This window comes from Streptomyces sp. NBC_00654 (assembly GCF_026341775.1).
Classification (GTDB): domain Bacteria; phylum Actinomycetota; class Actinomycetes; order Streptomycetales; family Streptomycetaceae; genus Streptomyces.
In genome coordinates this window covers 2699009-2724732 of the sequence record NZ_JAPEOB010000002.1, presented here as the reverse complement: position 1 = coordinate 2724732, position 25724 = coordinate 2699009, and the positions used below count along the sequence as shown (strand labels likewise).

Here is a 25724-nt window from a genome sequence, read left to right as displayed (position 1 = left end):
GTGAGTCACTTCCTTCGCTTCTTCTTCATGGACCGCTCAAGAGCGGCGTACTGGCGTGCGCCTTCTTCTCTGACCTCGGGGATCGGGCACTCGTCGCGGCGGTGCCGGCCGTAGCGGACGGCGAGCAACTCGACCTCGGCGTATCCGACGGCGTCCTCGGCGTGCCCGCACGGGCACGTGAAGTCGCCCGAGGCGAGGCTCTTCGCCTTGTTGCTGTCGAGGCGGACCCGCAGCCCGTAGCCGGGGTGCGGGTTGCCGATGGTCGGCCCGAGCCCCTTCACGGCTGCTCGCCGCCGAGGGCGTCGACCGCCTCGTCGTCGAGCAACCCGCAGTCGCGCCAGTGCTCGACGAGGTCGCCCTGATCAGGGACCGGCGGAACCGGCCGCGACATCGCCGCGGTGATCTCGTCGGACGTCCGGCGGCGCGGCTTCACAGCCGTGCCGGGGATGGTGGGGGCGCCGGCCGCGGCGCAGCGGCGCCTCATACCGCGACCTCGACGCGTAGCTCGCTGCCGTCCCGATCGACTACCGGGCCGGCCGCGGCCTCGAACACGACCTCGGCGAGCAGTGGCGGTATCGCGTTCCCGACCTGCCTGAACTGCGAGGTGCGGGTTCCGTGGAACGGGTGCCCGGCCGGGAACGTCTGGAGAGTCGCCGCTTCCGCCAACGAAAGGTTGCGCTCCTCGATGCCGTCGCCCACCCATTTGCAACTGATCGCCGACCCGGTGATGGTGAAAGCGGGTGCGCTGATCGCGCGTTCGTACCGCTCGACGGGCTGATCGGGGCGCGACTTCCAGACTTGACCGGAGCGGAGTTTCCAGGAACGGGCCCGGCCAGTAAGGGCGTTACTCGGGCCGTCGGCCGGGAACTCGTTCCCGCCCGCCGCCCGCCCCCGCTCGTCCTTCGGCCGGTCACCGCGGGTGTTCACCACCACGCCGGGCGGCAGCCCGAGCGCCTCGGCCATCGACACCCACGGCGTCCCCCACAACCAATCGCCGCGTGCCGGGTCGTAGTGCGTCGGCTCGGGCCACACGACCTCGCGGATCCGCGAGGCGGCGAGAACCGCCCGGCGACGGGTCTGCGGCACGCCGTAGTCGGCAGCGTTCAGCACGCGCGCCGACGCCGAGTACCCCCAGCGGGTGAGCACCTCGACGTACTGCTGCCACAGCGGCAGCACGTCGGGCACCTGTTCCATCACGATCCACTCGGGGCGCAGGTCGTGATGCCACCGCATCGGCTCGGCCGCCAGGATCGACAGCTTGTCGGCGCACTCGGCCCGCAGCGCGGCGCGGGTGTCCCGGCCGTGCGCGAGGTCGTCAATCGCCTGCGCGACGACCGGCTGATCGACCTTTCCGAGCCCCTTCCCGGCGCGCGAGTACGGCGTGCACACCGGTGAGTCGACCTTGCCCGTGATCCGGTCGCGGAACGGGGCGGTCGGGTAGGCGGTCACGTCACACCGGATCGTCGGGTGGCCGGCCGCGGCACGCGTGGCGCACGCGTCGCGGTCGGTCTCCATACCGACGTGCCGCGCGCCGCGCCGCTTGAGTGCGACGGCCCAACCGCCGGGCCCCCCGAATCCCTCGACGATCATGCGGCCGCCCCCATCACGTAGCGCTGCACGTACGCGTCGGGCCAATCCGCCTTGCCGAGGGCGTCGCGCTGCGCCTGCGGCATCGAGAACCGCGGCAGCCCGCACCAGTCGTAGCCGGCCGCGCGCAGCCACCATGCGTCGGCCTGGTCGGCGCCCTCGTCGTTCTCGAACTGCGCGCCGTCGGCGAGGAACGCGGCCGCGGTCATGTCCCGTTTCGAGGCGGCGCCGTTGTCGGCGGCGTACTTCTTCAACGTCGCCGGGGCCACGTACGCCCACGGCACGTCGGCGTCGAGCAGCAGCGCTTGCACGACGCCGTGCAGGGCGGCGATCGGCTTGAGCGACCTCGGGTGCATGCGGGTCGGCAGATCCTCAATCACGGCGAGGTGCGGCCGGTGCTCGGCGATCTCGGCGATCAGGGCCCCCCGGATGTGCAGCAGCCGGCGCGGTCCGTCCTTCTGCCGGGTCCGGATCCGGAACGTCGAGCCGTCGGGCCTGCACACGCCGGTCGAGGTGATTGAGAGGTCGAGCCCGAACACGCGGAACTCGTCGGGGCTGCCGGTGCGGCGGTCGGCGAGCAGCGGCTCGTCGCCCACGGCGATCAGTCCGGGGATCGAGTGCGTCATGCCGCACCGCCCGAGCGCGGACTGATCGGGCCGTACAGGGCGCGCAGCACGCCGAGCGGCTGCACCTCGCCGTCGTCCTCGGCCCGCAGCAGCGGCTCGCCGAGCCGGTCAGTGCTGCCGTGCCACTTCCACTCGCGGTCGAACTCGTCGCCCCACAACAGCGACAGGTCCCACGAGTCCCCGCGGGGGTCGCGGTACACGCCGCGGTCGCGGTCGAGGCGGCCGCCGCGCGGGTCGGCCGGCCGGTCCTCGCGCGGCCGGTCGTGCTGCTCGGGCGCCGGGGTGCAGGGGAACGGGCCGTGTTCGGCGTCGAGCCGGTCGGCGATCCCGCGCAGCAGCTCGGCGGCGAGCGACTTGCACACGCCCGGCGTGCGCACGGTGTACGAGCCGTCGCGCTGCACCGCGACCACGATCACGGCGCTGCCGTTGCGGTCGACGTCGAATCCGATGATGTTCCGGTCGGTCATGCGGGTGCCCCTTCGGTGCTCGGCTCGACCCACGGGCGCAGCGGCCACGCGCGGTCGACGACCGCGTTCGGGTCTGTCTTCCGGAAGTGCTTTTCGAGCCCGGCCGCCTGCTCGGCCGCCCACTCGATCTGTGCGGCGTGCAGCTCGGCGAGCGAGAGATCGCGGAACGCGTAGAACCGCGGCCGCCGGATCGCTTGGATCCGCTCGGGCAAGTCACGCCACCGCGTGTGTGCGATCTCCGCGATCGAGCGGGCGATCTGTGCGGCGGCGAGTGCGTCGAACGAGCAGCCGTGCGCCGCCTCGTCGTCCCACGGCACGCCGTAGACCTGCGCGAGCGTGACGAGCTGCCGCGCCCCTTGCTGCTCGCTCGGGCGCTTGCGGAACTGGTCGGCGTGCTGGTCGAGCACGCGAGTGTCGATCACGTGCAGCGGGGTGCCGTCGAGCCGGTCGTGCAGGGTCGGCAGTTCGTACCGGCGGCACTCGCGGTCGAGCAGCGTCAAGTCGTACGACACGTTGTGCCCGACGATCGCCGAGCCGGCGAGCAGCACCTGCCCGGCGAGTTCCGCGGCGATCTCGCGTACGACGTCGCGCGCCGGGTCACCCTTCGCTCGCGCATGCTCGGTCGTGATCTTGTGTACCTCGGTCGCCTCGGCGGGGATCTCGACACCGGGGTCGGCGAGCCATTCGCCGGCCTCGGCCTCGATGCCGCCGCCGCGCGAGAGCACAGCGCCGGTCACGATCCGGTCGTTCTCGACGTCGACGCCCGTCGTCTCCAGATCGAACGCGGACCATCGGCCGAAGTGCCACGTCATCGGCGTGCCCCCGATCCGGGCTGCGCCGCCGCCGGCCATGAGGTCGCGGGCTGCGCGGTCGGCGGTTCGGTTGCGTCCTGGTCGCCCTCGCCGAGCACCTCGACGTCGTACACGCCGTCGTCGTCCGGCCCGAGTTCGTCGCCCTCGCCGCCGTCGTCCTGGTCGCCGACCTCGCCCGTCGTCGGGTCGATCCCCTTGTCGATGTCCTCGGCGATCCGCATGAGGTCGCGCGACAGCTCGTCGGACCCGTCGCGGGCGACGTGCCCGGCGCGGTTCGCCCGGTGCCACACCTCGCGCACCTCGGCGGACGTACGGCACGCGCGGGCGTCGGCGAGGTAGTCGGGCAGCTCGGCGGGCGCGGCCTCGATCGCGGGCCGATTGAGGCTTGCCGGATCGAGGGCGGCCGCCGTGCTGATCGGACCGGTAAGGGCGTGCCGCAGCTTCGGCAGCGACGGCACGATCATGATCACTTGGAACTGCTTTGTCTTGCCCTTGCGCAGTGCCTTGCGCTGCTCGATCCACATGCGGACGGGCATCATGCCCTTGCCGCCCGTCGCCTGCAGCACGGTGTCGAGCCCGCCGGCGAGCGCGTCGGCCGCGTAATACGACTTCGTCTCGATCCGCCACACGCCGAGGTCGGGAAGATCGGGCAGGAACACGCCGACGCGGGACGTCGGGCGGCACACCTCGTCGGCGGGGCGCTCGTGCCAGTCCTCGCCGTACCGCGCGAGGCAGATGCACGGGTCGCCCGACAGGCGCTCGGTCACGCCGTCGCAGCGCCGCGCGCAGCCGCCGCCCGTCCACATCTCGTTTGACTGGTCGAGCGGGTCGCCGGCGGGCAGGATCGCCCGCAGCTCGGTCGCCTCGGTGATGACCCGCCACTGCGCGACGGGCTGCCCCTGCGGGGTCCACTGCTCGACCCGGCCGCCGTACAGCTCGGCCGCGGCCGCGACGTACTCGCGCGAGTGCGACGTGAGGATGAACGTCTTGGACTTGACCGGGATCGGCCGCCCGTTCGGCTTCGGGTTGGGCCGGCTGTAGCCGGTGCGGATGCGGCCGAGTTCGGCCGCCTGCCGCTTCATGGTCATGATGCGCGATCCCATGGTCACGCTGCCTTTCGATCGGATGCGCCCGGCGCCCACGGCGGGTCGACCGCCGGATACGAGGTCGGGGCGTCATGCAGGTAGCGGGAGGTTTCGAGAGCGCCGAGGAACGCCCGGAACTGACGCCGGCCGGACGGCACTTCGATGAGCCGACGACTGCGCGTCCGCAGGTTCAGGAGCGCCGTACGGTGCACCCGCGGCGCCGGCTCGCTGCTGTCGTCCGGCAGCAGCCACTCGGGGGCGTGCCGCAGGCCGGCGAGCTGCAGCGGCTGATCGTCGTAGACCGTGCTCGCCGGCTTCTTCGCGCTCGTCTTGTAGTCGATGAGCCACAACTGCCGCCGCCGATACCGGCCGGTCGGCAGCCACACCCACAGATCGCCGGTCCCGGCGTACCCGCGCTTGCGGTTCATGACAGTCATCTCGACCGCCAACACGTCGCGCTCGAAGTCGACGCGCCACAGCCGGAACCACGCGGCGAGCTGCACCGCGTACGGCTCGACCTCGGGGTCGTACGGGTAGGGCGTGTTCAGCACGAGCGACACGGCCCGCAGGTGCACCCGCGTGCCGAGGTCGCGAGCCTTGTCGGTGTACTCCCGTGACACCGCCACGAGTTCGCGTCGCAGCGCGGTCGGCTCGGTCCGTGCTCGCCGGGCGGTCGCGATCGGGTCGGCGATGACGGCGTCGGCGGTAAGGCCGGCTGCCCACGGCACGAGCGCCGGTTTCGCGATGCTCGACAGCGCGTTCGTGACGCTGATCAGGTCCGGCCCCCCGGCGGGGTCCTGGTAGTACCGACCCCGGTCGGTCGCGACGGCCCACTTCGGGTCGGTCACCGCAGCTCACCCACCCACAGGTGCGCGTCGCCGTGCCCGTTCTTGACGCCCGCGGAGAACGCGCCGATGCGGGCGCGGTACCGGGCTCGGATGAACGACGACTCGGGCAGCGCCGACGGGCGCGGGCACTGGCACGGCAGCACGGTCGGGAACTCGCACGGGCGCGGGTGCCGTTGCTCGTGAGTGGACTCGCCCTGTTGCGGCGATCCGCCGCGGGTGTCCTTCTCACTCGGCTCGACGCTGATCTGCCAAACGGCGCCGCCGGTGTAGCCGATGGGCGAGTCGTCGTCGGGGTGCGCCCAGAACTGCCGATCGACGTCGCCGTCTTCAGTCCGCCAGTCCCAATACCGGCCGTGCGCGTCCACCTCGGCGACGTCGTCGCAGGCGGCGCGGGCGGCCTCGCGGGTCAGGTGCAAGGTCAGCGGGGCGCTGTCGTAGTCGGCGACGTACAGCGGCGAGATCGCGCGCTCGGCGTCGTACTGCGCGAGCAGCCGCTCGACGACGTGCTGCGGGTCGCGGCTGTCGGCGTAGTACACGCGCAGCGCGTGCTCGATCACGGTCCGGGCGCTCACGACTGTTCACCCGCCCCGCGGTCGTCATTGAGCAGCGCGACGAGGTACTCGGCGAGCACGCGGTCGCCGACCTCGACGACCGGTCCGGGGCAGCACGAGTACACGCTCGCGTCGACCCGCTCGTGCTCCGGGTCGGGGCACACGGGCGCGATGCACCGCGGCTCGGTCCGGCCGGTGTCGTCGTCGGCGGCGAGGCGCCACTCGGGCAGTCCGTCGAGGTCGTACTCGCGCAGGCACTCGGCGGCCGCACGGCGGGCGTTGGGGAGCGGGATCACGCGCGCTCACCCGCCTCGGCGAGCTGCGGAATGCCCCGCTCGGTACGGAACTCGGCGATCGCCTCGCCGCAGCACACGGGCTCGCCCTCGACGCTGCGCTCGTCCTGATTCGTCGAGTCGTCGGCCGCCTCGTCTGCGGTGAGCACCTCCCACCGCAACCGGCAGTACGAGCACGTGTGCGTCTCGCTGCAGGTGACGGTCACCTCGTCGACCTGCGGGCGCTGCCGCAGCTCGGCGGCGATCTCGTCGCAGCGTCGCCGGTAGTCGCCCTCGACGTCGCGGCTCACGAGGCTGTCACTCATGGACAGGGCGCCGAACCCGAGGCTGCCGAGGCGGCGCGGCAGAACCGCGACCGTGATCGGCCCGCTCGCGGCGACGAACTCGGCGAGTTCGTCGAGGCCGGTGAGCCCGAGGTCGGCGGGGCGGCGAGGCTTGAGAGTGACCATCACTCGCCACTCGTCGCGATACGTCAGCTTCACGCGGCCGCGCCCCTCTCGGTGCGCTGAGCGGCGGCCGCCCGGCGGTCGGCGAGGGACTGCAACTGCCCGGCGAGGCTGAGCGTCAGCAGCCGCTCGGCGAGGCGCCCGCACTGCCGGCCGTAGACCGGCAGTTTCGTGCGCACCTCGGCGACGAGGTCGTCGACGAGCCCCTCGAACGGCAGATCTTGCGGCCGCTCGATCAGGTGCGGGTCACGCGCCTGCATGTCGACGAGCCCGTCGAACCGGTCGAGGAACCGGTCGGTGAGCAGCGCCTCGACGACGTCGGTCACGATGCCCTGCACGAACGGCTCGACGTCGAGCGTTACGCCGGTCGGAATCGGCTCGGTCGTGATGCGGTACGGCCCGTCAACGGGCCTGTTGGTGTTGGTCATCGGGAACCCCCGGCAGAAGAAGCGAGCAGCAGAGCGATCGCGACGAGCGCGATGATCACGGCGCTGATGACGTTGTCGATCACGGCCGGACCGCCATCCGGCGACCGAGGTCGGCGAGCTGCTCGCCGTACAGCGCGGGCACGCCGACGCCGACGAGGCGGGCACGGACACCGCCGTACGTGCAGCGGACGGTCATCGACACCCCGGTCGAGTCGGCTCGCGAATCGCCGACGCCGAGGGCGTGCATCCACTGCTTCCAGTCGGCGAGTGACCTCGGGTGAACGACGAACCGCACTTCGCCGCCGACCGAGGACACGTCGGGCGTGCCCGGCATGCCGTCGATCTGCGCGCGGGCGGTGTCGGCGATCCGCTTCGCCTTGCCGCACTCGGCGAGGGCGGCGACGGCGGCCGGGCTCGGCGCGGGCCGGTTCTTACCGGGCGTCGAGAACGGGTCGGTCGACCGGGTGAGCAGTCCCAACTCGTCGAGCTGCTGCGCCGCTTCGAGGGCGGGGTCGCCCGTCGTGCCGTGCACGACGGCGGCCGCGATCGCGCGGGCTGCCCGTTCGATGTTCGTGTTCGTCATGCCGACGCCGCCCCTCGGAACTCGGCCGGCACGAACTCGTCGTGCACGAGGGGGACGTGTACGAGGATCCGAACGGTCGAGCCGTCGGCGCGCTGCGGTGTCTCGGTGCGCAGCGTCCACAGCGACGCCCCGTCGAGGGCGGGCGCGCGGTTCACGTCGCCGCCGAGGGCGTACGTCCACTGTGCGAACTGCTCGCCGTCGGCGACGACGACGTGTACGCCGTCCTCGCGAACGAGCGGCGGCCGCACGGTCGGCAACATCAGGTAGTCGATCGCCGCCTCGACCGCGACGAGCTGCGGGTCGATCTTCGGCGCTTTCGCGGAACGGAGCGGGATAGGCTGTGCGCTCAAGGCACTCGCCTCGCTTTCTGCAGTAGTTGAGTGGGGCGCGAGCCGACAGGGGTCGTTCCGGATGCCGGTCCGGGTCGGCCCCGACTTGCGTCCGGGGTGATGTCAGGCGGCGGCCGAGCCGGGGCGGTACTGCGCGAGCTGCTGCCGCGCCTCGGCCCGCTTCTTCTCCTTCGCGGCCTCGCTCTTCGCGCGGCGGGCGGCCGCCGACTTGAGGGCGAGCGCGCTGTAATGCGCCTTGCGCAGCGACTCGGCGACCTGCGTGATCTCTGCCTCGGTCGCGTCGGGGTGCTGCTCGCGCGCCATGGCGAGGAACCGCGTGTGGTGCGACGCCCTACGGGCGGCGGCGGTACGGGCCGACCGGTTCGGCGTGTTCGCCCAACTCATGTGGGCCGCGAACCTCATCTGCTGCGAACGCTCGCTCGTGTTCACTTCGAGCCCCTTCCTTCGGATGACCGCCCACGCCCATGGGCGTGGGCAGTGGGTCGTAAAAAAGAGCGTCTCGGCGTACGTCGAGCACCTCGCATATGCGGTCGGCAACGTCCTCCGTGACCGAAGGTCGTTCACCGGACAGCAGCGCGCCGATCTTGCTCTTCGAGACGCCGACGGCGTCGGCGAGCTTCCGGATATCCAGTGAGCTGCCGCCCGGCGCCCATGTCATCAGTCCGCGCAGCACGTACCTGTCGGTCAGATGCAGTCGCCGGGCATGAGCCATGGATGAGCCTCCGCTTTGCTGCCCACGATCGTGGACAACGCCAGTACAGCACATCGTTCGAGCGGTGTCCACGATCGTGGGCAGCTTATGCGGGGGTTAAGAATCAGCCGGGAATCCCCCCCGGCCCCCATAGCTGCCCCTGATCGTGGACAATGTCTGCCAAGTGAAAAAGGTTGTACGCCCTGACCTGCGAATTCGCATATTCGCCCGGTTTTGGGCGTGGACTTGTGAGCCTTGAGAGGCGGAGGGATGCCACAGCAGCGGGACGCGCTCACGGAACTCGTGAAGGCGCATGTCGGCCGAGACCGACGCATGTCGACACGCGAGTTCTCCGCTGTCGCTGTGGACCCGGATACCGGATGGTCGCCGAGCAAGAGCCTTACGGCGAAGATCATCGGTGATCAGGGGTACGACATCACGCCGCAGCTCGTCGGCGCCGTCGCGATCGGCCTCGGCCTCGACCGCGAGATCGTCGCGGCGGCGGCGCACCTGCAGGTGATCGGGTACACCGACGCCGAGCTGTCGGCCGGCGCACCCGCGCGGCTGATTCGCGCCATCGGCGCAGAGGGCGAATCGACCGATAAGGCGCAGGCTGTAGCAGATCGGTGGGACGCCGAAAAGTAAGCGCTCACCCGAACGGGTGACGCTGCCGGGAACTGCGTTTAGCTTGCATATATCTGGTGACGAGGTCACCCACTGTTGCGTGTGATACGCCCTGTGTTTACGGCTCGCCTCGTCGTAGAGTGATCAGACCTCGCGCGTGTCGAACGCCGGTTCGATTTGTGGTGCTCGTAAATCGGACGGCGGGAACAGGGGGTCACGTGACAGATGTGCGGGTTGAGCAGGTCGAACTCGACCGCGGTACGCCAGTGGTGTACCGCGACTTCGGCGGGTACGTCCGGCTCGCTCATGATCCCCAGCAGATCGACGAGGCTGCGGCGCTCGCACTCCTGTGCCTCCGTATGCCACAGCTCGTCGGGAACCTCGAAGTGCAGCGAGGCTAACCCCCCACCCTGCACAAGTACGCCCCGGTAGCCGGCTCTCGTCGACGAGCCGGGCACCGGGGCGCAGTCGTTTTTCAGCCGAGGCGGTCGGCCGGGCTGAGACGAGCGTGAGCGGAGCGGGCGCGCTCGGCGCCGGCCGACGACGCGTATCGGGACAGCATCTGCCGGGAACTCCACCCTGTGATGCGCATGAGGTCGTCCTCGTTCCCGCCGTTCACCTTCCACAAGTGTGCGAACGTGTGCCGGAATTGGTGGGGGTGGATCGGGTCGATCTCCGCCTCGGCGCACCGCCGCTTGAGCATGGTCCCCACGCCCCAGATGGTGAAGCGGTGCATCTTCTGCCCGCGGTCGCCCCACCACAGCCACATGTCCTCTTCGAGCGCCTTGCCCTTGTGCTTCGCCGCCGCCCGCAGGTACCGGTCGAGGGCGGTCGCCGCGGTCCGGCCGAACGGCACTGAACGCCATTTGTCCTTCTTCCCGAGGACGCGCAGCACCATGAGGTCGAGGTCGAGGTCGACGACCTTGCGGTCGGTGAGTTCCGACAGCCGCACGCCCGTGTCGAGGAACAGCAGCAGGATCGCCGTGTCTCGACGGTCGGCGTACGTCTTGCCCTTGCACGCCCGGAACAGCTTCACGAGGTCGGCCTCGGGGATGACGGGCACCTCGTTCTCGGTGACCGTCGGCGGTTTCATCGTCCGCATGGGGGTGCGGTCGATCTCTTCCTCGTCCGTGAGCCAGTTGAAGAAGGTTTTCAGCGCCCGGAAGTGCTGGTGTGCGTTCGCCGGCGACGTACGCGCGATCGTGGCGGCGATGTACGCCTGCACATGCTCGCGGTGCACCTCGTCGAGTTCGGACGGCGCGGGCCGTCCGGGTGTTCCTTCCTCGTCGGCGACCGGCCGATACCCGGCGTCCTGGTCGAGCAGGAACCGCGCGAACGAGTTCACGGCGTTCGCGTAGATACGAATGGTGTTGTCACTCTTGTTCTCTGACTTGAGGGCGCGCAGCCAAGAGGCAGCCATGGGCCCGATGTTGTACCGCTCATCTGCCATGAGAACACCATGTGCCCACGATCGTGGACAGTCAAGGCGCTTGGCCCGAAAGCGATGTGCATAGGTCGGGAAAAAGAAATGACCAGCGTTTCCGCTGGTCAGAAGGCGTTTGCGCCCCCGGCAGGACTCGAACCTGCGGCCAAGCGCTTAGAAGGCGCCTGCTCTATCCACTGAGCTACGGGGGCCGGGCGGTGGCCTCGACGGCCCGGAGTCCTTGATCGATCGGTTCCGTGGCCTTGCCGGGACAAGGATAGGGCTCCGATCCCCTCGACCCGGTTGCTTCACCTGCGTGGCACGATGTGGAGGTTCGGTGAAGCGAACCGATAATCGCAGGTAGGTGCGATTCATGCACCGCTTTTGGCGCCTGACGCCACGGGTGTTGTGCAGTCGTTATGCCTGCGCCCCACTCGTCCCCTCTGTCCGGAGGGTGGAACCGCCGCGCAGAGGTGTCGATACGCTTCAAAAAGGCTTCAAAATTGGGCATTCTTCGCATGTGGCGACCATGGACGCACGGCCTCAGCTCATCGACGCACTTTCCGCCCTGCGCGACCGTGTCGCCGCCGTGCGTCTTCCACTCCCGCTTCCCGGGACGGCACGCGCCCGGCAGACCCGGCTGGAACTGCTCGCGCAGCTCGACGACTACCTGGTGCCACGGCTGAAGGACCCCGAGGCGCCGCTGCTCGCGGTCATCGGGGGATCCACCGGGGCCGGCAAGTCGACGCTCGTCAACTCGCTCGTGGGATGCCGGGTCAGCGAGGCCGGGGTGCTGCGGCCCACCACGCGGACGCCGGTGCTCATCTGCCATCCGGACGACCACCACTGGTTCGCCGGGGTACGGGTGCTCCCGCAGCTGACCCGGATCTGGCTGCCGCCGGGCCAGGCCCCGGACCCGGACGGGCTCGACGACCTCGCGGCGGGCGGCGACGAGGAGGGGACCGTCCTGCGGGTGGAGACCGCGGCCAGCCTGCCGCGCGGACTCGCGCTGCTCGACGCCCCCGACATCGACTCCCTCGTCGTACGCAACCGGGTCCTCGCCGCCGAACTCATCTGCGCCGCCGACGTATGGGTGATGGTGACCACCGCGTCGCGGTACGCCGACGCCGTGCCCTGGCATCTGCTGCGTACCGCCAAGGAGTACGACGCCTCCCTCGTCACCGTCCTGGACCGGGTGCCGCACCAGGTGAGCGTCGAGGTCTCCCGGCAGTACGCGGCCCTGCTCACCCGGGCGGGCCTGGGGGAGGTGCCGCGCTTCACCATCCCCGAACTGCCCGAGTCCGCGGGCGGCGGCAGCGGACTCCTGCCCACCACCGCCGTGGCCCCGCTGCGCGCCTGGCTCACCCACCGCGCCCAGGACCCGGCCGCCCGGCAGCAGGCCGTGGGGCGTACGGCGTCCGGGGTCATCGAGTCACTGAACGTACGGGTCCCCGGGCTGGCCGGGGCCGTCGCCGCCCAGCACGCGGCGGCGGTGCGGCTGACCGGGGTGGTCGAGGAGGCCTACCGGAAGGAGGAGTCCCGGATCCGCCGGCGGCTCCAGAGCGGTGCCGTGCTGGCCGGGGACGCGCGGACCCGGTGGCGCGGCTTCCCGCTGTACAGCTCGGCCGGGGAACTCCTGGAAGCGCTGGTGGACAGCCTGGCCGCACTCCTGCGGTGCGCCGTGGCCGCCGCCGACGAGCAGATCCGTACGACCTGGCGGCGCGAACCGGCCGCCGGGCTCTTCCACTTCGAGACCGCCGGCCGGGAGGCCGGGGGATGGGGCCCCGCCGAGGACATCGAGGGCCGGATCTCCATGGCCGTACGGCGCTGGCGGCGCGTGCTCGAAGAACTGGCGGAGGAGGAGGTACGGCTGCTGGAACGTAACGCCGCACCCGACCCCGAGACGGTGGCCGCACTGCTGACGGCCGCCCTCCTCGGTGGGCGCCGGGCCCGCACCGCGGGGGAGCAGCTCGCCGAACGCATCGGCGCGCAGGGCGCGCTGCGGCTGCGGGACAGGGGCGGGGCGCTGCTCACCCGCTATCTCGACCAGGTGCTGAACGGTGAACGCGACCGGCGGCTCGCCCCGCTCGACGCGCTCGACGTAGCTCCCGAACCACAGGCCGAACTGATCGCCGCGCTTTCCCTACTGCAGAAGGAGAGGTGGCAGCGATGACTGCCGTCACGGGGCAGGGCCAGGGGCAGGACCGGAAGCGGGACCCGGCGCGGGACCAGGAGCGGGACGGGAAGCGCGAACCGGGGGGTGAGCCGGTACCGGACCAGGGGCGGCAGGACGCGGGCGGGGGACCGCGGAGCGCGGACGGGCGCTGGGACGACGGGCTCATCGCCCGGCGCGCGGCGGCCGTCGTCCCCGTGGACGCCGGGCCCGGGAGCGCGCCGGACGACGATGTCCGGCCCCAGGCCGAGGCGTATGTGACGCCGGGCGGCCCGCTGCCCACCCGGCTCGACGCCCTGCGCGAACTGGTCGGACTCTCCAGGGCCCGCCTCGACCGGGCCACCCTCGCCGAGGCGGGGCGGGTGCTGGACGAGGCCGCCGCCCGTCAGCGGCTCTCCTCCCGGCACACCGTCGTCGCCATCGCCGGAGCCACCGGCAGCGGGAAGTCGACCCTGTTCAACGCGCTCGCGGGCGCCCAGATCTCCGACACCGGGCTGCGCCGGCCGACGACCGCCTCGCCGATCGCGTGCAGCTGGACCGACGGCGCCGCCGGGCTGCTGGACCGGCTCGCGATTCCCGGGCGGCTGCGGCGCAGGCCGCAGCAGGGGTGCCTGGAGGCCGACGAGGCGCTCCAGGGGCTCGTCCTGGTGGATCTGCCCGACCACGACTCGGCGGCGGCCGGCCACCGCGAGCAGGTGGACCGGGTGCTGGCGCTGGTCGACGCGGTGATCTGGGTCGTCGACCCGGAGAAGTACGCCGACGCGGCCCTGCACGAGCGCTATCTGCGCCCGCTGGCCGGGCACGCGGAGGTCACCTTCGTCGTCCTCAACCAGATCGACCGGCTGCCCGGCGAGTCCGCCGACCTGGTCCTCGACGATCTGCGGCGGCTGCTGGACGAGGACGGCATGGCCCTGGGGGAGCACGGCGAACCCGGTGCCACCGTCATGTCCCTGTCCGCGCTCACCGGTGACGGCGTGGGCGAACTGCGCGAGATGCTCGGCCGGTTCGTCCAGGAGCGCACCGCCGCCGCGCGCAGGCTCTCCGCCGATGTGGACGCCGCCGCGGCGCGGCTGAGGCCGCTGTACGTGGCGGAGGGGCGCCCGGGGCTCGGCGAGCGGGCCCGGGAGGAGTTCGCCGACCGGCTCGCGGAGGCCGTCGGGGCGTCCGCCGCCGGACAGGCCGCGGAACGCGAGTGGCGCAGGAACGCCGGGCGGGCGTGCGGGACACCGTGGCTGCGGCTCTGGCGCTGGTACGAATCGGCCCGGCAGCCGGGCAGCCTGGACCGGATGGCGCAGGTGTTGGCGCCGCCGGAGGAGGAGCTGACCGCCAGGCAGCGGGTCGAGCAGGCGGTACGGACCGTGGCGGACGAGGCCGCCGCGGGGCTGCCCGACCCCTGGGCGCAGGCCGTGCGCGAGGCGGCGGTGAGCGGGGCGCGGGGGCTCCCGGAGGCGCTGGACGGGCTGGCGGTGAAGGCGGGCGCGGGCGGCACGGCCGCCTCGCCGGGCCGGACGGGGGCGCGGCGGACCGGGAGCCGGGCTCCGGTCCGCCGCTGGGCGTGCGCGGGGGACGGCCGCCGCGCCCGAGGTGGTGGCCCGCCGCGGTGCTGGCCCAGGCGTCGATGACCCTGCTCCAGATCTTCGGCGGACTGTGGCTGCTCGGCCAGATCGTCGGTTTCCTGGAACCGGGCCTGGTCGTCCCGGCGCTGATCATGCTGGCCGGAGTCATCGGGGGGCCGCTGGTGGAGTGGTCCTGCGCGGCGGCCGCCCGGGGACCGGCGCGGCGGTACGGGCAGGAGGCGGAGCGCCGGCTGCGGGAGGCCGCGGCGGGCTGCGGGCGGGCCCGGGTGCTGGACCCCGTGGCGGCGGAGCTGGTGCGCTACCGCGAGGTGCGGGAGCGCTACGTGGCGGTGACGGAGTTTTCCACAACCGGCCGGTAGTCCACAGGCTCCGGCACGGGTCCCGGCTTCCGTCCACCATGAAGTCAGCACGCGGAACGGCGTGATGACAGGGCAGACGGGGGACGGACATGAACGAGACCTTGGTGACCGTGGTGGGAAACGCCGCCACGGGCGTGGAGTTCCGGGAGACGGCCACCGGCCCGATGGCGCGGTTCCGGTTCGCCGCGACACCGCGCCGCTGGGACCGGGAGAAGCAGCAGTGGGCGGACGGGCACACCAGCTTCTACACGGTCTGGGCATGGCGGGCGCTCGCGTCGAATCTGGCCGGATCGGTATCGGTCGGCGAACCCCTGCTCGTACACGGCCGGTTGAAGGTGCGTGAGGAGGAGCGGGGCGGTCAGCGCCGCACCTTCGTGGACATCGAGGCCGTGGCGGTGGGGCATGACCTGGGCCGGGGGACCGCCGCGTTCCGCCGAGCGGTGCGGGCGGAGCCCACTCCGACGGCTCGTCCGGCACCCGGCGAGGGCGGCGCGGAGGGGAGCGCGGCCCCCTCGCCGGAGATCCGGGAACAGGCCGCCGAATTGGCTTCGGTGTCCTGAAACAGCAGGTGAGCGGGGTGACGGCGGCGATAACGATTCCGATTCGGAATGGTTGTCGGAGGCTGGGACGGGGGACTGTGCATGGTCCCGTTCCTTAGGATTCCCCAGTACTCACGGGGCACTTGAGTCTGCTGGCGGGGCATTCCCCACATGCGCACCCTGCGCGAGGTCCCGCCCGGAGGGGAATTCTGTGTTTTCTGCGTCTTCAGCGTCCACCTTGCCGTCCGATCCGACCGCCGTGCACCGCGGTCACGGCAGAGCGGGGCGGAGGGGGAGAGCGCATCGCCGTGGGTTCGCACGACTGGGCGCTGCGGCGCTGGTCTCCGGCCTCCTCGCGGCCGGCACCCTGGCCGGCGCGGGCGCGGCGGCGGCCGAGGTGGTACCCCAGCACCAGGGCGGCGCGAGCGCGACCCTGGACGGGCTGAAGACCTTCGACAGCGCCGTGCTCCATGTGGAGGGCCGGGACGGTCAGCCGGACCGGACGCAGCAGCTGCCCGCCGGGCTCTTCGAGATGACCGTCGACGGCGGCGGCAAGCTCAAGACGTACTGCATCGACGTGCACAACCCCACGCAGGACCAGGCGAAGTATCTGGAGACACCCTGGGCCCAGACCTCGCTGGGCGCCAACAAGAACGCCGGCAAGATCCGCTGGATCCTTCAGCACTCCTACCCGCAGGTCGACGACCTCGCGGCCCTCGCCGAGGAGGCCGGCACCGGTCCGCTCACCGAGCGGACCGCGGCGGCGGGCACCCAGGTCGCCATCTGGCGCTACTCGGACGACGCCGATGTCAACGCCTCCGACAAGCAGGCCGAGAAGCTCGCCGACTGGCTGGAGAGCCACGCCAGGAACGTCGCCGAGCCCAAGGCGTCCCTGACGCTGGACCCCGCCGCGGTCTCCGGCCGGGCCGGGCAGCGGCTCGGGCCGGTCGTGGTCCGCACCGACGCGGACCAGGTCTCCGTGGCGCCCTCCGCCGACGCCGCGGCCAGCGGCATCAAGGTCACCGACGAGGCGGGCAAGCCCGTCACCGCGGCGGCCGACGGTGCCCGGCTGTACTTCGCCATACCGAAGGACGCCGCCGACGGTTCCGCCTCGCTGACCGTCCAGACCACCACCTCCGTGCCGGTGGGCCGGGCCTTCGCCGGGTTGACCCGGAGCCAGACCCAGATCCTGGCCGGGTCCAGCGAGTCCACGGTCTCCGCGCGGGCCACCGCCACCTGGGCCGAGACGGGCGCGCTGCCCGCCCTCACCGCGAAGAAGAACTGCGCCAAGGGCGGCGTGGACATCACCGCGGCCAACCCGGGCGACGAGCCGTTCACCTTCGAGCTGGCCGGCTTCGAGCACACCATCGCCCCCGGAGCTGCCAGGACGGTCACCATCCCGGTCGCCGAGGACCAGGCGTACGACTTCACCATCACCGGCCCCGGCGGGTTCGCCAAGAACTTCAAGGGCACCCTGGACTGCGCCACCAGCGGCAGCACCAAGGACACCGAGGGCGGCATCGACGTCCAGAGCGCCAAGCAGCCCGTCCCCGCCTCGACCGGCACCAGCTCGGCCGGGATCGAGGGCGACCTCGCCGCGACCGGCGGCTCCAGCGCCACCCCGATGATCGCGGGCATCGCCATCGTCCTGGTGGTCGTCGGCGGCGGCGCGATCCTCCTCCTGCGCAGGAAGAAGACGCACACCGACGGTGAGTAGGGATGCGCGCACCGTGCGGGTGCGCTGATCAACGGCCCCGGTACGCCACCCGCGTACCGGGGCCGCCGTGTACCGGGGACCGGACGGGTTTCCTTTGGGGGATGGACGTCAGGCAAGATGGGGTGTATCTGCCCACACCTCTATTGCTGCCGGACGGTTTCTCTTGGCTGAGTTCATCTACACCATGCGCAAGACGCGCAAGGCGCACGGCGACAAGGTGATCCTTGATGACGTCACCTTGAACTTCCTGCCCGGCGCGAAGATCGGTGTCGTGGGGCCCAACGGCGCCGGCAAGTCCACGGTGCTGAAGATCATGGCGGGCCTGGAGCAGCCGTCCAACGGTGACGCGTTCCTGTCGCCCGGGTTCAGCGTCGGCATCCTCATGCAGGAGCCGAAGCTGGACGAGGAGAAGACGGTCCTGGAGAACGTCCAGGACGGCGCCGCCGAGATCATGGGCAAGCTCACCCGCTTCAACGAGGTCGCCGAGCTCATGGCGACGGACTACTCCGACGCGCTGATGGAGGAGATGGGCAAGCTCCAGGAGGACCTGGACCACGCCAACGCGTGGGACCTGGACGCCCAGCTGGAGCAGGCCATGGACGCCCTGGGCTGCCCGCCCGGCGACTGGCCGGTCACCAACCTCTCCGGTGGCGAGAAGCGCCGCGTGGCGCTCTGCAAGCTCCTCATCGAGGCCCCGGACCTGCTCCTCCTCGACGAGCCCACCAACCACCTCGACGCCGAGTCGGTGAACTGGCTGGAGCAGCACCTCTCGAAGTACGCGGGCTGCGTCATCGCCGTGACCCACGACCGGTACTTCCTGAACAACGTCGCCGAGTGGATCCTCGAACTCGACCGCGGCCGCGCCATCGCCTACGAGGGCAACTACTCCACGTACCTGGAGAAGAAGCAGGCGCGCCTCAAGGTCGAGGGCCGCAAGGACGAGAAGCGCCAGAAGCGGCTCAAGGAAGAGCTGGAGTGGGTCCGCTCCAACGCCAAGGGCCGGCAGACCAAGTCCAAGGCACGTCTCGCCCGTTACGAGGAGATGGCGGCCGAGGCGGACAAGATGCGGAAGCTGGACTTCGAGGAGATCCAGATTCCGCCGGGCCCGCGGCTCGGTTCCATCGTCGTCGAGGTCGAGAACCTCTCCAAGGCCTTCGGCGACAAGGTCCTCATCGACGACCTGTCGTTCACGCTGCCACGCAACGGCATCGTCGGCGTCATCGGTCCGAACGGTGCGGGCAAGACCACGCTGTTCAAGATGATCCAGGGCCTGGAGACGCCGGACACCGGCTCCATCAAGGTCGGCGACACGGTCAAGATCTCCTACGTCGACCAGTCCCGCGCCAACATCGACCCGAAGAAGACCCTCTGGGCCGTCGTCTCGGACGAGCTGGACTACATCAACGTCGGCCAGGTCGAGATGCCCTCGCGCGCCTACGTCTCCGCGTTCGGCTTCAAGGGCCCGGACCAGCAGAAGCCCGCGGGTGTCCTGTCCGGTGGTGAGCGCAACCGCCTCAACCTGGCGCTGACGCTCAAGGAGGGCGGCAACCTGCTGCTCCTCGACGAGCCCACCAACGACCTGGACGTCGAGACCCTGTCCTCCCTGGAGAACGCCCTCCTGGAGTTCCCGGGCGCCGCGGTGGTCATCTCCCACGACCGCTGGTTCCTCGACCGCGTCGCCACGCACATCCTGGCGTACGAGGGCGACTCCAAGTGGTACTGGTTCGAGGGCAACTTCGAGTCGTACGAGAAGAACAAGATCGAACGCCTCGGTGCGGACGCGGCCCGCCCGCACCGCGCCACGTACAAGAAGCTCACGCGAGGCTGATCGTCTTGGCTCGTCATATCTACAGCTGCCCCCTGCGCTGGTCGGACATGGACGCCTTCGGCCATGTGAACAACGTGGTCTTCCTCCGCTACCTGGAGGAGGCGCGCATCGACTTCATGTTCCGGCTGGCGCCGGGGGACGGCTCGCCGTCCTTCGCGGGCGGGTCCGTGGTGGCCCGGCACGAGATCGACTACGTACGGCCGCTGGTGCACCGGCACTCGCCGGTGACCGTCGAGTCGTGGGTCACGAAGATCGGCGCCGCGTCGCTGACGATCTCGTACGAGATCAAGGACCCCGAGCAGGTCTACGTGCGCGCGTCGACCGTTGTCGTGCCGTACGACCTGGCCGCGGAGCGGCCCCGGCGGATCTCCGCCGAGGAGAAGCTCTTCCTCCAGGAGTACCTGGCAGAGGAGCCCGCAGCAGCATGACGGTGCCCGTGCGGTCGCTGCGGTTCGCCGACCCGAGTCAGGCGGCGGATCTCGCCGCCTTCCTCGGCCGGCTGCTCCACTACGACCGGGCCGCCGCGGTCCGGTTGCAGGCGGGCGGCGGCGACGCACTGGCGGTGTTCGGCCGGCCGCCGTCGTTCGAGGTCCTCGCGATCCGGACGGCGCGGCTCGCCCGGCCCGAGACGCTCGACATCACGGTGTCGGCCGGAGAACTCCTCGAATCGCTCGACGTCGGGGAGCCGGCCGGCACCGCTGCCGGGACCGGTTCGGCGACCGGCCCCGGTCCCGGCGCGGGCGGCCTGCCCGAGGCCGTGACCGGGCCGCCCTGGACCGGAGTCCTGCCACCGCGCGGCCCCTGGCGGGAGCTGCCCGGCCTGCCGGGTCCGCTCGCCCTGCGCGCCGCGCTCACCGTCGCGGTCGCGGAGTTCCGCAGCCGCGACGAGGCGCTGCCCGAGGGGCGCCGCAACCGGGCCGAACGCGACCGCATCGGCCGGGAGATCTGGTCCCGGCCGGTCGGCGGCACGGAGCTTCCGCTGCGCGCCGTCCACGCCGCCCAGTCCCTCGGCTTCCTCCGGGCCGCCCGGGACTTCCCCGTATCGCTGCTCACCTCGGGGACCTGGCTCCGGCTGCGCACCCCGTACGGTTCCACCGCCCTGCGCCGCGAGGCGAGCGGCGGACTCGGCACCTTCGACCTCACCGTCGGCCCACGCTGACACCGCCGCCCGCGGAGCACGTGATGTCGTGTGCGGGCAGCGTGCCGTCGCGCAGGTAGTCGTTGACGGCCCGGTCGGCACAGGGGACCGGGCGCAGCCCGTCGACGCCACGGCCGTAGACCCCGTGCGAGCGGATGTCCGCCGTCACCAGCCGTGAGCCGGTCAGCCTGCGGTGCAGGGCCAACGCCCCCGCGTACGGGACGTTGTTGTCGCGCAGCGCCTGGAGCATCAGCACCGGTACGCCGTTGCCGATCCTCGTCCCGGGCTCGGCCGGCTCGGTCTCCCAGAAGGCGCAGGGAGCGATCATCCCGTTCACGAACGGTCCGAAGACGGGCTGCCGGTCCCGGCTGCGCTGGGAGTTGCGCCAGTAGGCCGCCGGGTCCCCGGGCCAGCCGCCGGACGGCCAGCCGCCGTCCCCGCACATGAACAGCGCCCCGCCCAGCATGCTGTCCGCCAGGTCCGGCGAGGCGAGCAGCTCCAGCATCGCGGCCAGTTCCGGACCGGGTTCGACCGGCTTTCCGGCGGCCGCGTCCACCAGGTCCCGTACCGTACCGGCGAGCCCCGCGTCGTACTCCTCGTGCTGGATCAGCTGCCGGAGGACGAGCCGCAGGGCCGGCGCGTCGACGCGGGTTCCGGCGATGGCCACCGGGCGGCGCTCCGCTCCGTCCACGAGCCGCTCCACCCGGGCCCGCACCTCGGCGGCCGTGCGGCCCAGCGCGTAGGTGCCGTGGTGCCGGGCGGTCCAGCCCGCCCAGGCGTCCAGGGCCTCCTCCAGCGGCTTCCCGGCCGACCGGAACAGCTCGTACTGGGTGGCCGCCGGATCGGTGCTGGAGTCCAGGACCATCCGGTCGGCCCGCCGCGGGAACAACTGGGTGTAGACGGCGCCCAGATCGGCGCCGTACGAGATGCCGTAGTACGAGAGCCGGCGCTCGCCCAGCGCCGCCCGGATCGCGTCCATGTCACGGGCGACATTGCGCGAGGAGGCGTGCGGGAGCAGCGCGGCGTTGTCCCCGTGCCGGCCGCAGCGGCGCGCGGTGTCACGGGCGGCGGCGACCGACTTCTCGAAGTCCTCGCGGGCGGAGGTGACAGGGCCCGGCGGCACGGCCGGTGCCGCCGGGGCGCAGCCGATCGGGGTGGAGTCGCCGAGGAACCGCGGATCGAAGCCGATCAGGTCGTAGCGGTCCGCCACGTCCCCCAGCGCCGGGCGCAGCCGCAGGGTGCTGTCGAGTCCGGTGCCGCCCGGTCCGCCGGGGTTGGAGAGCAGGATGCCGCGCCGCCGGGAGGGGTCCGCGGCCTTGACGCGGGAGACCGCGATCCGGATCGTACGGCCGCCGGGATCCCGGTGGTCCAGGGGCACGGTGACCTCGGCGCACTGCCCGCCCGCCGCGTTCAGCTCCTCGTACCGCTCCGGGCAGGGGGCCCAGCGGAGGCGCTGCCCGGGGGACGCGGCGGACGTCGGGGCGACGGGGCCCGGAGGCACCGCCCCCGCGGGCACCGCGCCCGCGAGCAGACCGGCCAGTCCCAGGCCGACGACGGACAAGGAGGTGACGCGCATGATGCTCCTCGGAACAGGGGGATGACCTGTCCGACGCTACGAGCGCGCGCGGGCGGTCACCATCGGGCCACCCCCTCGAACCTCCCTGGTGCCAGCCCTACTTGCCCGCGCGTGCCGGTCCCGCGTGGTCCCGTCCCGCGTGGTCCCGTCCCGTACGTGTCCGCCTCGCCGGCCTACTTGACCGGGCCCTCCGGGGCGTCCGGCCACACGCCGATGTGGTCCTGCTCCAGCTCCAGCATCACCCGGTGCTCCATGCCCAGCGCCTCGGTGTAGTCGGCGGGCAGCTGGAGGCGGCCCGCGCGGTCGAGCATCGCGTACTCCCGGGCCACCTGGGACTCCTGGCCCGTCGCCGCGTCGACCTCCGTGCGGCGCAGCACCTCGGAGGACGTACGGCCGTCCCGGATCGCGACCGTACGGCGCACCTCGCTCGCCACCGCCTGGTCGTGCGTGACGATCACGATGGATGTGCCGAGCTCCTCGTTGGCGCGGCGGAACGCGGCGAAGACCTGCTCGCCGGTGGCCGAGTCCAGTTCGCCGGTCGGCTCGTCGGCGAGCAGCACCGAGGGGCTGTTGGCCAGGGCCACCGCGATGGCCACCCGCTGCTGCTGCCCGCCGGACAGCTGCTGCGGCCGCCGGTCACGGCAGTCCTCGATGTCGAGCATCCGGAGCAACGACTCGGCACGGGCGGCCCGTTCGCGGTTGCGGCCGCCGCCGCGCAGCTGCATCGGCAGCGTGATGTTCTGGACCGCGGTGAGGTACGGCAGCAGATTGCGGGCGGTCTGCTGCCAGACGAACCCGACCACGTCACGGCGGTAGCGGAGCCGTTCCTTCGGTCCCATCGACAGCAGATCGCAGCCCGCGACCTTCGCCGATCCGGCCGTCGGCACGTCCAGGCCCGCCAGGATGTTCATCAGCGTGGACTTGCCGCTGCCGGACGCGCCGACCAGGGCCATCAACTCGCCCTCGGTGACCAGCAGATCGAGGCCCTGGAGGGCCTGCACCTCCACCCCGTCCGTGGTGAAGATACGTACCAGGCGGTCGCACGCGATCAGCGCGTCATGCCCGTACGAGGGGCGGTCCCGGCGTGTCGCCGCCCGCTGTTCGAGTTCCGCCAGAGTGGTCTCGGTGGACGACGTCATCGGGTGTCTCCTGCCCTGAGTTCGGTGATCGATCCGCGGCGGCTCGCCCACCAGGCCTGGACGCCCGCCACGGAGGCGGCGAGAACGACCACCCCGAGCGCCGGGAGCACCAGCGACCAGGGATCGGCACGCAGCGAAACGGTGAGCGGGGCGGCTCCGGCGGTGCCGGACATCGCCAGCGAGGCCAGGTCCACCCCGGGGGCCAGCAGGGTGATGGTCGCCCAGCCGACGAGCAGACCGCCGACGGCGGCCAGCAGCGCCTGCGGCATGGCCTCGAACGCGAGGAGCCGCCTGCCCTGCCGGGTGGTGAGCCCCATGGTGCGCAGCCGTGCCAGCAGCGTGGTGCGCTCCGGCGCGGTCTGGAGCAGCGACAGCAGCACGGCGAGCAGCGCGTAGCCGGCGCCCGCCGCGATGGCCGCCGTGTAGATCCGCCCGGCGCCCTCCTGCATCGGGCTGTCGACGAACGCCTCGCGCTCCACGGACCGCAGCCGGACGACGAGGTCCTTGCCCGCGTCCCGGGTCGCCGCGCGCAGCTCCTCGGCGTCCGGCTGTGAGCCCGTGACGAACAGTGCCGTGGTCTGCCGCGAGGTGAGCGAAGCGCTGTTGACGATCATGAAGTCGGTGTTGGGCACCGCCGAGGTGAGCGGCTGGACACCCACGACCTTCACCTTGAAGTCCCCGGCGAGCGCGTCGACGGCGTGCGTGCCCTTCCCCAGCCGTTCGGCCACCGACGGCGAGGCGATCACGGGGAGCACCCGGTCGCGTGAGGGATCCGTGCCCTCGGGGACCGGCGCCGCCGAGCCGGTGGCCTTCAGCCGGTGCGCGGGGAAGGACTTCAGGCCCGTGGACCGTGCCAGCCGTGCGTACGACTGGGGATCGACGCCCAGCAGGGCGGCGGTCTTCGTCTGACCGCCGTCGCCCGGGGCGGCCGGCAGCACGACGCCGAACTCGACCTGGACGGCCGCCACATCATCGACACCGTCCACCCTGCGCACCCGCTCGGCGAGGCCGTCCGGCAGCGGAAGAGGCCCGTCCGGACCGCTGATCCGCGCGTCCGCCCCGACCGCCGCCAGCGCCGCGTCGTCACGGGCGTCCCCGATCCCCGCCAGCACCGAGCCGCCGAACGCCGCCGTGGTCAGCGCGATCAGCAGCGCCAGCAACGGCAGTGTGCCGCTGGAGGAGGCGCGCCCGGCGCGGGCCAGCGACAGGAAACCGATGGCACCGCGCAGCCGGGCGACGGGGCGCGAGGCCAGCCGCAGGGGCAGCGGATAGAGCCGTACGAGGACGAGGGCCGCGATCAGCCCGACGAGTACGGGTGCCGAGCTGACCAGCAGGTCGGTGCCGCCGCCCGCGCCCGTGCCCCGGCGGCGCAGCGCGGCGACCGCGCCGATCGCCAGGACCAGCAGGGTCAGTTCGGCGATGGTGCGCCGCTGGGAGGGCCGGGCGTTCATCATGTCGTCCCGGGCGCCGTGCAGTTGCGGCCGGACGTGCTGCAACGTCGTACGGAGCGGCAGCGCGACACAGACCAGTGCGGCGGTGACTGCCGCGGCGGTCACCGCGGGCCACAGCCGGGCCTGCCCGACGGTCAGTACGGCGAGCAGCAGCCCGAGCGCCGCCGCGGGCAGCACGGTCACCGCGGTCTCCGTGAACAGGCGCCGGCCGATGCCCCGCAGGGAGCCGCCGCGCGAGCGCATCAGGGCCAGTTCGCTGTGGCGGCGTCCGCCGATCAGGGCGCCCGTCATCAGCAGGACGACGGCGGCGACCGCCCCGATCCCGACCCCGGCGACCGTCACGACGGGACCGATCGCGGACCGCATCTGCGCATGGCTGAGGACGATGTCGTCCAGCGAGGTGGTGAGCGCCGCGGTGGGGCCCACGGTCTCCCGCACGTTCAGCAGCTCCGGTCCGCTCTCCAGCGAGGCGACGGCGGACCGGAGCCCGGCCACGTCGAGCCCGGTGAGCCGCGAGGTGTCCGGAGCGATGCGCCAGTACACCTCGGGCTTGTTCATCGTGGCGAGCAGGGCGGGCGCGGCGTCCTGCGGCAGCAGCAGCGCGGCCGTCCAGAAGAACAGCGGCTCCCCCCCGCCACGCGGCGTCGGGGGCGTCGGGGTCAGCACCGGTGCCTTGAACAGCGGCTCGACGGACCAGTAGCTCTCGGCGGGCCGCAGGGGGGTGATGATGCCCGTGACGCGTACGGTCAGCGGTTCACCGGTGCGGGTGGGCACCGCGATCGTGGAGCCGACCTTGATCTTCAGGGCGGACGCCGTCTCGGCGGTGACCGCGGCCTCCACCTCCCGGCTGTCCACGCTGACATCGTCCCGGACCTTCGGCCACTGTCCGGAGCGCAGCCTGCTGTGCTTGTCGAGCGCCGACGGGGTGGCGAAGGTGAGCTTCGGGTCGAGCCCGTTGGGCCGGTCCAGCCACCGCTCGGTCGCGGCGGCGGGGTTCGTGGTGTGCACCCCGTAGGAGGACCTCGGGAGGTCGGGCCGTACCGGCTCCGGCAGCATCTGCTTCAGCGCCGTGTCGACCTCGGCCAGCCCGGCGCCCCGCACCGCGGCGTCCTGCGTGTCCGGGCTCAGATCGGGATCGGGGAGCGGCGAGGTCACTTCCAGGATGCTGCGCGCCGGTGAGGCCGAGACGATGTCGTGCCGCAGCCCCCGCGTCTCGTACGCCTCCACCGAACGCGGGAACGCGGCGGCGAGGAACGAGGTCAGCAGCACCAGCCCCGCGAGCGCCGCCGCGGCGCCCGGAGCGGTACGCAGCCGGGTACGGATCCAGGGGGCGCAGGCCGCGCCCCGTGCGACGGCCCCGGTCCTGTCCGTGCCCCCCGGGGCTCCGGGGGTCTGGTTCTGGTCGGCACTCAT

At 72.1% G+C, this 25724-nt stretch carries 28 protein-coding genes, 1 tRNA gene and 1 pseudogene; 9 read left to right on the top strand and 21 right to left on the bottom strand.

Annotated elements, in window-relative coordinates:
* Nucleotides 1-5: 5 nt before the first annotated feature.
* The 16 genes from OHA98_RS32380 to OHA98_RS43015 form a co-directional block, all read right to left on the bottom strand.
* A complete protein-coding gene (locus OHA98_RS32380; RefSeq protein WP_266930798.1) occupies nt 6-281 on the bottom strand; it encodes a hypothetical protein in 276 nt (91 codons plus the stop codon).
* Nucleotides 278-484, bottom strand: coding sequence for a hypothetical protein (locus OHA98_RS32375; protein WP_266930797.1), 207 nt, complete (start codon nt 482-484; stop codon nt 278-280). Before OHA98_RS32375 ends, OHA98_RS32380 begins: the two co-directional genes overlap by 4 nt.
* The gene (locus OHA98_RS32370) at nt 481-1590 is read right to left on the bottom strand and encodes a DNA cytosine methyltransferase (protein ID WP_266930795.1); all 1110 of its coding nucleotides are present in this window, start codon (nt 1588-1590) and stop codon (nt 481-483) included. Before OHA98_RS32370 ends, OHA98_RS32375 begins: the two co-directional genes overlap by 4 nt.
* Nucleotides 1587-2213, bottom strand: coding sequence for a crossover junction endodeoxyribonuclease RuvC (locus tag OHA98_RS32365; protein ID WP_266930792.1), 627 nt, complete (start codon nt 2211-2213; stop codon nt 1587-1589). Before OHA98_RS32365 ends, OHA98_RS32370 begins: the two co-directional genes overlap by 4 nt.
* Nucleotides 2210-2680 carry a phiSA1p31-related protein gene (locus tag OHA98_RS32360; protein ID WP_266930791.1) on the bottom strand — a complete coding sequence of 157 codons (471 nt, stop codon included), beginning with the start codon at nt 2678-2680 and terminating at the stop codon, nt 2210-2212. Before OHA98_RS32360 ends, OHA98_RS32365 begins: the two co-directional genes overlap by 4 nt.
* Entirely contained in the window at nt 2677-3492 is an 816-nt protein-coding gene (locus OHA98_RS32355) for an exonuclease domain-containing protein (RefSeq protein WP_266930790.1), read from the bottom strand. Before OHA98_RS32355 ends, OHA98_RS32360 begins: the two co-directional genes overlap by 4 nt.
* Entirely contained in the window at nt 3489-4580 is a 1092-nt protein-coding gene (locus tag OHA98_RS32350) for a hypothetical protein (protein ID WP_266930788.1), read from the bottom strand. The genes OHA98_RS32355 and OHA98_RS32350 overlap by 4 nt, the downstream gene beginning before the upstream one ends.
* Before the next feature lie 17 nt (nt 4581-4597).
* The gene (locus OHA98_RS32345) at nt 4598-5425 is read right to left on the bottom strand and encodes a hypothetical protein (protein WP_266930787.1); all 828 of its coding nucleotides are present in this window, start codon (nt 5423-5425) and stop codon (nt 4598-4600) included.
* Nucleotides 5422-5997 (bottom strand): hypothetical protein, encoded by a 576-nt coding sequence (locus OHA98_RS32340; protein WP_266930786.1) that lies wholly within the window; start codon nt 5995-5997, stop codon nt 5422-5424. The genes OHA98_RS32345 and OHA98_RS32340 overlap by 4 nt, the downstream gene beginning before the upstream one ends.
* A complete protein-coding gene (locus OHA98_RS32335) occupies nt 5994-6272 on the bottom strand; it encodes a hypothetical protein (RefSeq protein WP_266930785.1) in 279 nt (92 codons plus the stop codon). The genes OHA98_RS32340 and OHA98_RS32335 overlap by 4 nt, the downstream gene beginning before the upstream one ends.
* Nucleotides 6269-6751: a hypothetical protein gene (locus OHA98_RS32330; RefSeq protein ID WP_266930784.1), complete on the bottom strand. Its 483-nt coding sequence runs from the start codon at nt 6749-6751 to the stop codon at nt 6269-6271. The genes OHA98_RS32335 and OHA98_RS32330 overlap by 4 nt, the downstream gene beginning before the upstream one ends.
* Nucleotides 6748-7143, bottom strand: a complete 396-nt coding sequence (locus OHA98_RS32325; protein WP_266930783.1) for a hypothetical protein — start codon at nt 7141-7143, stop codon at nt 6748-6750. The genes OHA98_RS32330 and OHA98_RS32325 overlap by 4 nt, the downstream gene beginning before the upstream one ends.
* A gap of 79 nt (nt 7144-7222) precedes the next feature.
* Nucleotides 7223-7726, bottom strand: a complete 504-nt coding sequence (locus OHA98_RS32320) for a hypothetical protein (protein WP_266930782.1) — start codon at nt 7724-7726, stop codon at nt 7223-7225.
* Entirely contained in the window at nt 7723-8076 is a 354-nt protein-coding gene (locus OHA98_RS32315; RefSeq protein ID WP_266930781.1) for a hypothetical protein, read from the bottom strand. Before OHA98_RS32315 ends, OHA98_RS32320 begins: the two co-directional genes overlap by 4 nt.
* 102 nt (nt 8077-8178) lie before the next feature.
* Nucleotides 8179-8379, bottom strand: a complete 201-nt coding sequence (locus OHA98_RS32310) for a hypothetical protein (protein WP_266930780.1) — start codon at nt 8377-8379, stop codon at nt 8179-8181.
* Nucleotides 8380-8407: 28 nt separating this feature from the next.
* On the bottom strand, nt 8408-8734 hold the full coding sequence (locus OHA98_RS43015; protein ID WP_353962260.1) for a helix-turn-helix transcriptional regulator: 327 nt from the start codon (nt 8732-8734) through the stop codon (nt 8408-8410).
* A gap of 303 nt (nt 8735-9037) precedes the next feature.
* Between OHA98_RS43015 and OHA98_RS32300 the strand changes: the two genes are divergently transcribed.
* Entirely contained in the window at nt 9038-9412 is a 375-nt protein-coding gene (locus OHA98_RS32300; protein WP_266930778.1) for a hypothetical protein, read from the top strand.
* 197 nt (nt 9413-9609) lie between these two features.
* The gene (locus OHA98_RS32295; RefSeq protein ID WP_266930776.1) at nt 9610-9792 is read left to right on the top strand and encodes a hypothetical protein; all 183 of its coding nucleotides are present in this window, start codon (nt 9610-9612) and stop codon (nt 9790-9792) included.
* Between the two features lie 74 nt (nt 9793-9866).
* Here OHA98_RS32295 and OHA98_RS32290 read toward each other — a convergent pair whose 3' ends face one another.
* Both OHA98_RS32290 and OHA98_RS32285 read right to left on the bottom strand, forming a co-directional pair.
* A complete protein-coding gene (locus OHA98_RS32290) occupies nt 9867-10811 on the bottom strand; it encodes a tyrosine-type recombinase/integrase (RefSeq protein ID WP_266930775.1) in 945 nt (314 codons plus the stop codon).
* A gap of 142 nt (nt 10812-10953) precedes the next feature.
* Nucleotides 10954-11026 (bottom strand) — tRNA-Arg (locus OHA98_RS32285).
* Nucleotides 11027-11343: 317 nt separating this feature from the next.
* On the opposite strand from OHA98_RS32285, the gene OHA98_RS32280 reads away from it, so the two are divergent.
* From OHA98_RS32280 to OHA98_RS32250, 7 genes and pseudogenes are all read left to right on the top strand, one after another.
* Entirely contained in the window at nt 11344-12987 is a 1644-nt protein-coding gene (locus OHA98_RS32280) for a dynamin family protein (protein WP_266930774.1), read from the top strand.
* Nucleotides 12984-14923: pseudogene (locus OHA98_RS32275) on the top strand (GTPase). Before OHA98_RS32280 ends, OHA98_RS32275 begins: the two are co-directional and overlap by 4 nt.
* 89 nt (nt 14924-15012) lie before the next feature.
* Entirely contained in the window at nt 15013-15483 is a 471-nt protein-coding gene (locus OHA98_RS32270) for a single-stranded DNA-binding protein (protein WP_266930772.1), read from the top strand.
* A gap of 301 nt (nt 15484-15784) precedes the next feature.
* Nucleotides 15785-17179 carry an LAETG motif-containing sortase-dependent surface protein gene (locus tag OHA98_RS32265; protein ID WP_266931007.1) on the top strand — a complete coding sequence of 465 codons (1395 nt, stop codon included), beginning with the start codon at nt 15785-15787 and terminating at the stop codon, nt 17177-17179.
* A gap of 163 nt (nt 17180-17342) precedes the next feature.
* Nucleotides 17343-19007 carry an energy-dependent translational throttle protein EttA gene (ettA, locus tag OHA98_RS32260; protein WP_266930770.1) on the top strand — a complete coding sequence of 555 codons (1665 nt, stop codon included), beginning with the start codon at nt 17343-17345 and terminating at the stop codon, nt 19005-19007.
* A 5-nt stretch (nt 19008-19012) separates the two neighbouring features.
* On the top strand, nt 19013-19435 hold the full coding sequence (locus OHA98_RS32255) for a thioesterase family protein (RefSeq protein ID WP_266930768.1): 423 nt from the start codon (nt 19013-19015) through the stop codon (nt 19433-19435).
* A complete protein-coding gene (locus OHA98_RS32250; RefSeq protein ID WP_266930767.1) occupies nt 19432-20166 on the top strand; it encodes a hypothetical protein in 735 nt (244 codons plus the stop codon). Before OHA98_RS32255 ends, OHA98_RS32250 begins: the two co-directional genes overlap by 4 nt.
* Here the strand turns inward: OHA98_RS32250 and OHA98_RS32245 are convergent.
* The 3 genes from OHA98_RS32245 to OHA98_RS32235 form a co-directional block, all read right to left on the bottom strand.
* Nucleotides 20147-21721, bottom strand: coding sequence for an alpha/beta hydrolase (locus OHA98_RS32245; protein ID WP_266930765.1), 1575 nt, complete (start codon nt 21719-21721; stop codon nt 20147-20149). The two genes, OHA98_RS32250 and OHA98_RS32245, sit on opposite strands and share 20 nt — an antisense overlap.
* A gap of 173 nt (nt 21722-21894) precedes the next feature.
* Nucleotides 21895-22860, bottom strand: a complete 966-nt coding sequence (locus OHA98_RS32240) for an ABC transporter ATP-binding protein (protein WP_266930763.1) — start codon at nt 22858-22860, stop codon at nt 21895-21897.
* Nucleotides 22857-25724 (bottom strand): FtsX-like permease family protein, encoded by a 2868-nt coding sequence (locus OHA98_RS32235; RefSeq protein ID WP_266930761.1) that lies wholly within the window; start codon nt 25722-25724, stop codon nt 22857-22859. Before OHA98_RS32235 ends, OHA98_RS32240 begins: the two co-directional genes overlap by 4 nt.

What these genes read in the sequence shown, in the direction of transcription:
- OHA98_RS32375 (WP_266930797.1), bottom strand. Translation starts at nt 484, where the DNA reads ATGAGGCGCCGCTGCGCCGCGGCCGGCGCCCCCACCATCCCCGGCACG.
- OHA98_RS32370 (WP_266930795.1), bottom strand. Translation starts at nt 1,590, where the DNA reads ATGATCGTCGAGGGATTCGGGGGGCCCGGCGGTTGGGCCGTCGCACTC.
- OHA98_RS32365 (WP_266930792.1), bottom strand. Translation starts at nt 2,213, where the DNA reads ATGACGCACTCGATCCCCGGACTGATCGCCGTGGGCGACGAGCCGCTG.
- OHA98_RS32360 (WP_266930791.1), bottom strand. Translation starts at nt 2,680, where the DNA reads ATGACCGACCGGAACATCATCGGATTCGACGTCGACCGCAACGGCAGC.
- OHA98_RS32355 (WP_266930790.1), bottom strand. Translation starts at nt 3,492, where the DNA reads ATGACGTGGCACTTCGGCCGATGGTCCGCGTTCGATCTGGAGACGACG.
- OHA98_RS32350 (WP_266930788.1), bottom strand. Translation starts at nt 4,580, where the DNA reads ATGACCATGAAGCGGCAGGCGGCCGAACTCGGCCGCATCCGCACCGGC.
- OHA98_RS32325 (WP_266930783.1), bottom strand. Translation starts at nt 7,143, where the DNA reads ATGACCAACACCAACAGGCCCGTTGACGGGCCGTACCGCATCACGACC.
- OHA98_RS32320 (WP_266930782.1), bottom strand. Translation starts at nt 7,726, where the DNA reads ATGACGAACACGAACATCGAACGGGCAGCCCGCGCGATCGCGGCCGCC.
- OHA98_RS32310 (WP_266930780.1), bottom strand. Translation starts at nt 8,379, where the DNA reads ATGGCGCGCGAGCAGCACCCCGACGCGACCGAGGCAGAGATCACGCAG.
- OHA98_RS43015 (WP_353962260.1), bottom strand. Translation starts at nt 8,734, where the DNA reads ATGACATGGGCGCCGGGCGGCAGCTCACTGGATATCCGGAAGCTCGCC.
- OHA98_RS32300 (WP_266930778.1), top strand. Translation starts at nt 9,038, where the DNA reads ATGCCACAGCAGCGGGACGCGCTCACGGAACTCGTGAAGGCGCATGTC.
- OHA98_RS32290 (WP_266930775.1), bottom strand. Translation starts at nt 10,811, where the DNA reads ATGGCTGCCTCTTGGCTGCGCGCCCTCAAGTCAGAGAACAAGAGTGAC.
- OHA98_RS32280 (WP_266930774.1), top strand. Translation starts at nt 11,344, where the DNA reads ATGGACGCACGGCCTCAGCTCATCGACGCACTTTCCGCCCTGCGCGAC.
- OHA98_RS32270 (WP_266930772.1), top strand. Translation starts at nt 15,013, where the DNA reads ATGAACGAGACCTTGGTGACCGTGGTGGGAAACGCCGCCACGGGCGTG.
- OHA98_RS32250 (WP_266930767.1), top strand. Translation starts at nt 19,432, where the DNA reads ATGACGGTGCCCGTGCGGTCGCTGCGGTTCGCCGACCCGAGTCAGGCG.
- OHA98_RS32245 (WP_266930765.1), bottom strand. Translation starts at nt 21,721, where the DNA reads ATGCGCGTCACCTCCTTGTCCGTCGTCGGCCTGGGACTGGCCGGTCTG.
- OHA98_RS32240 (WP_266930763.1), bottom strand. Translation starts at nt 22,860, where the DNA reads ATGACGTCGTCCACCGAGACCACTCTGGCGGAACTCGAACAGCGGGCG.
- OHA98_RS32235 (WP_266930761.1), bottom strand. Translation starts at nt 25,724, where the DNA reads ATGAGTGCCGACCAGAACCAGACCCCCGGAGCCCCGGGGGGCACGGAC.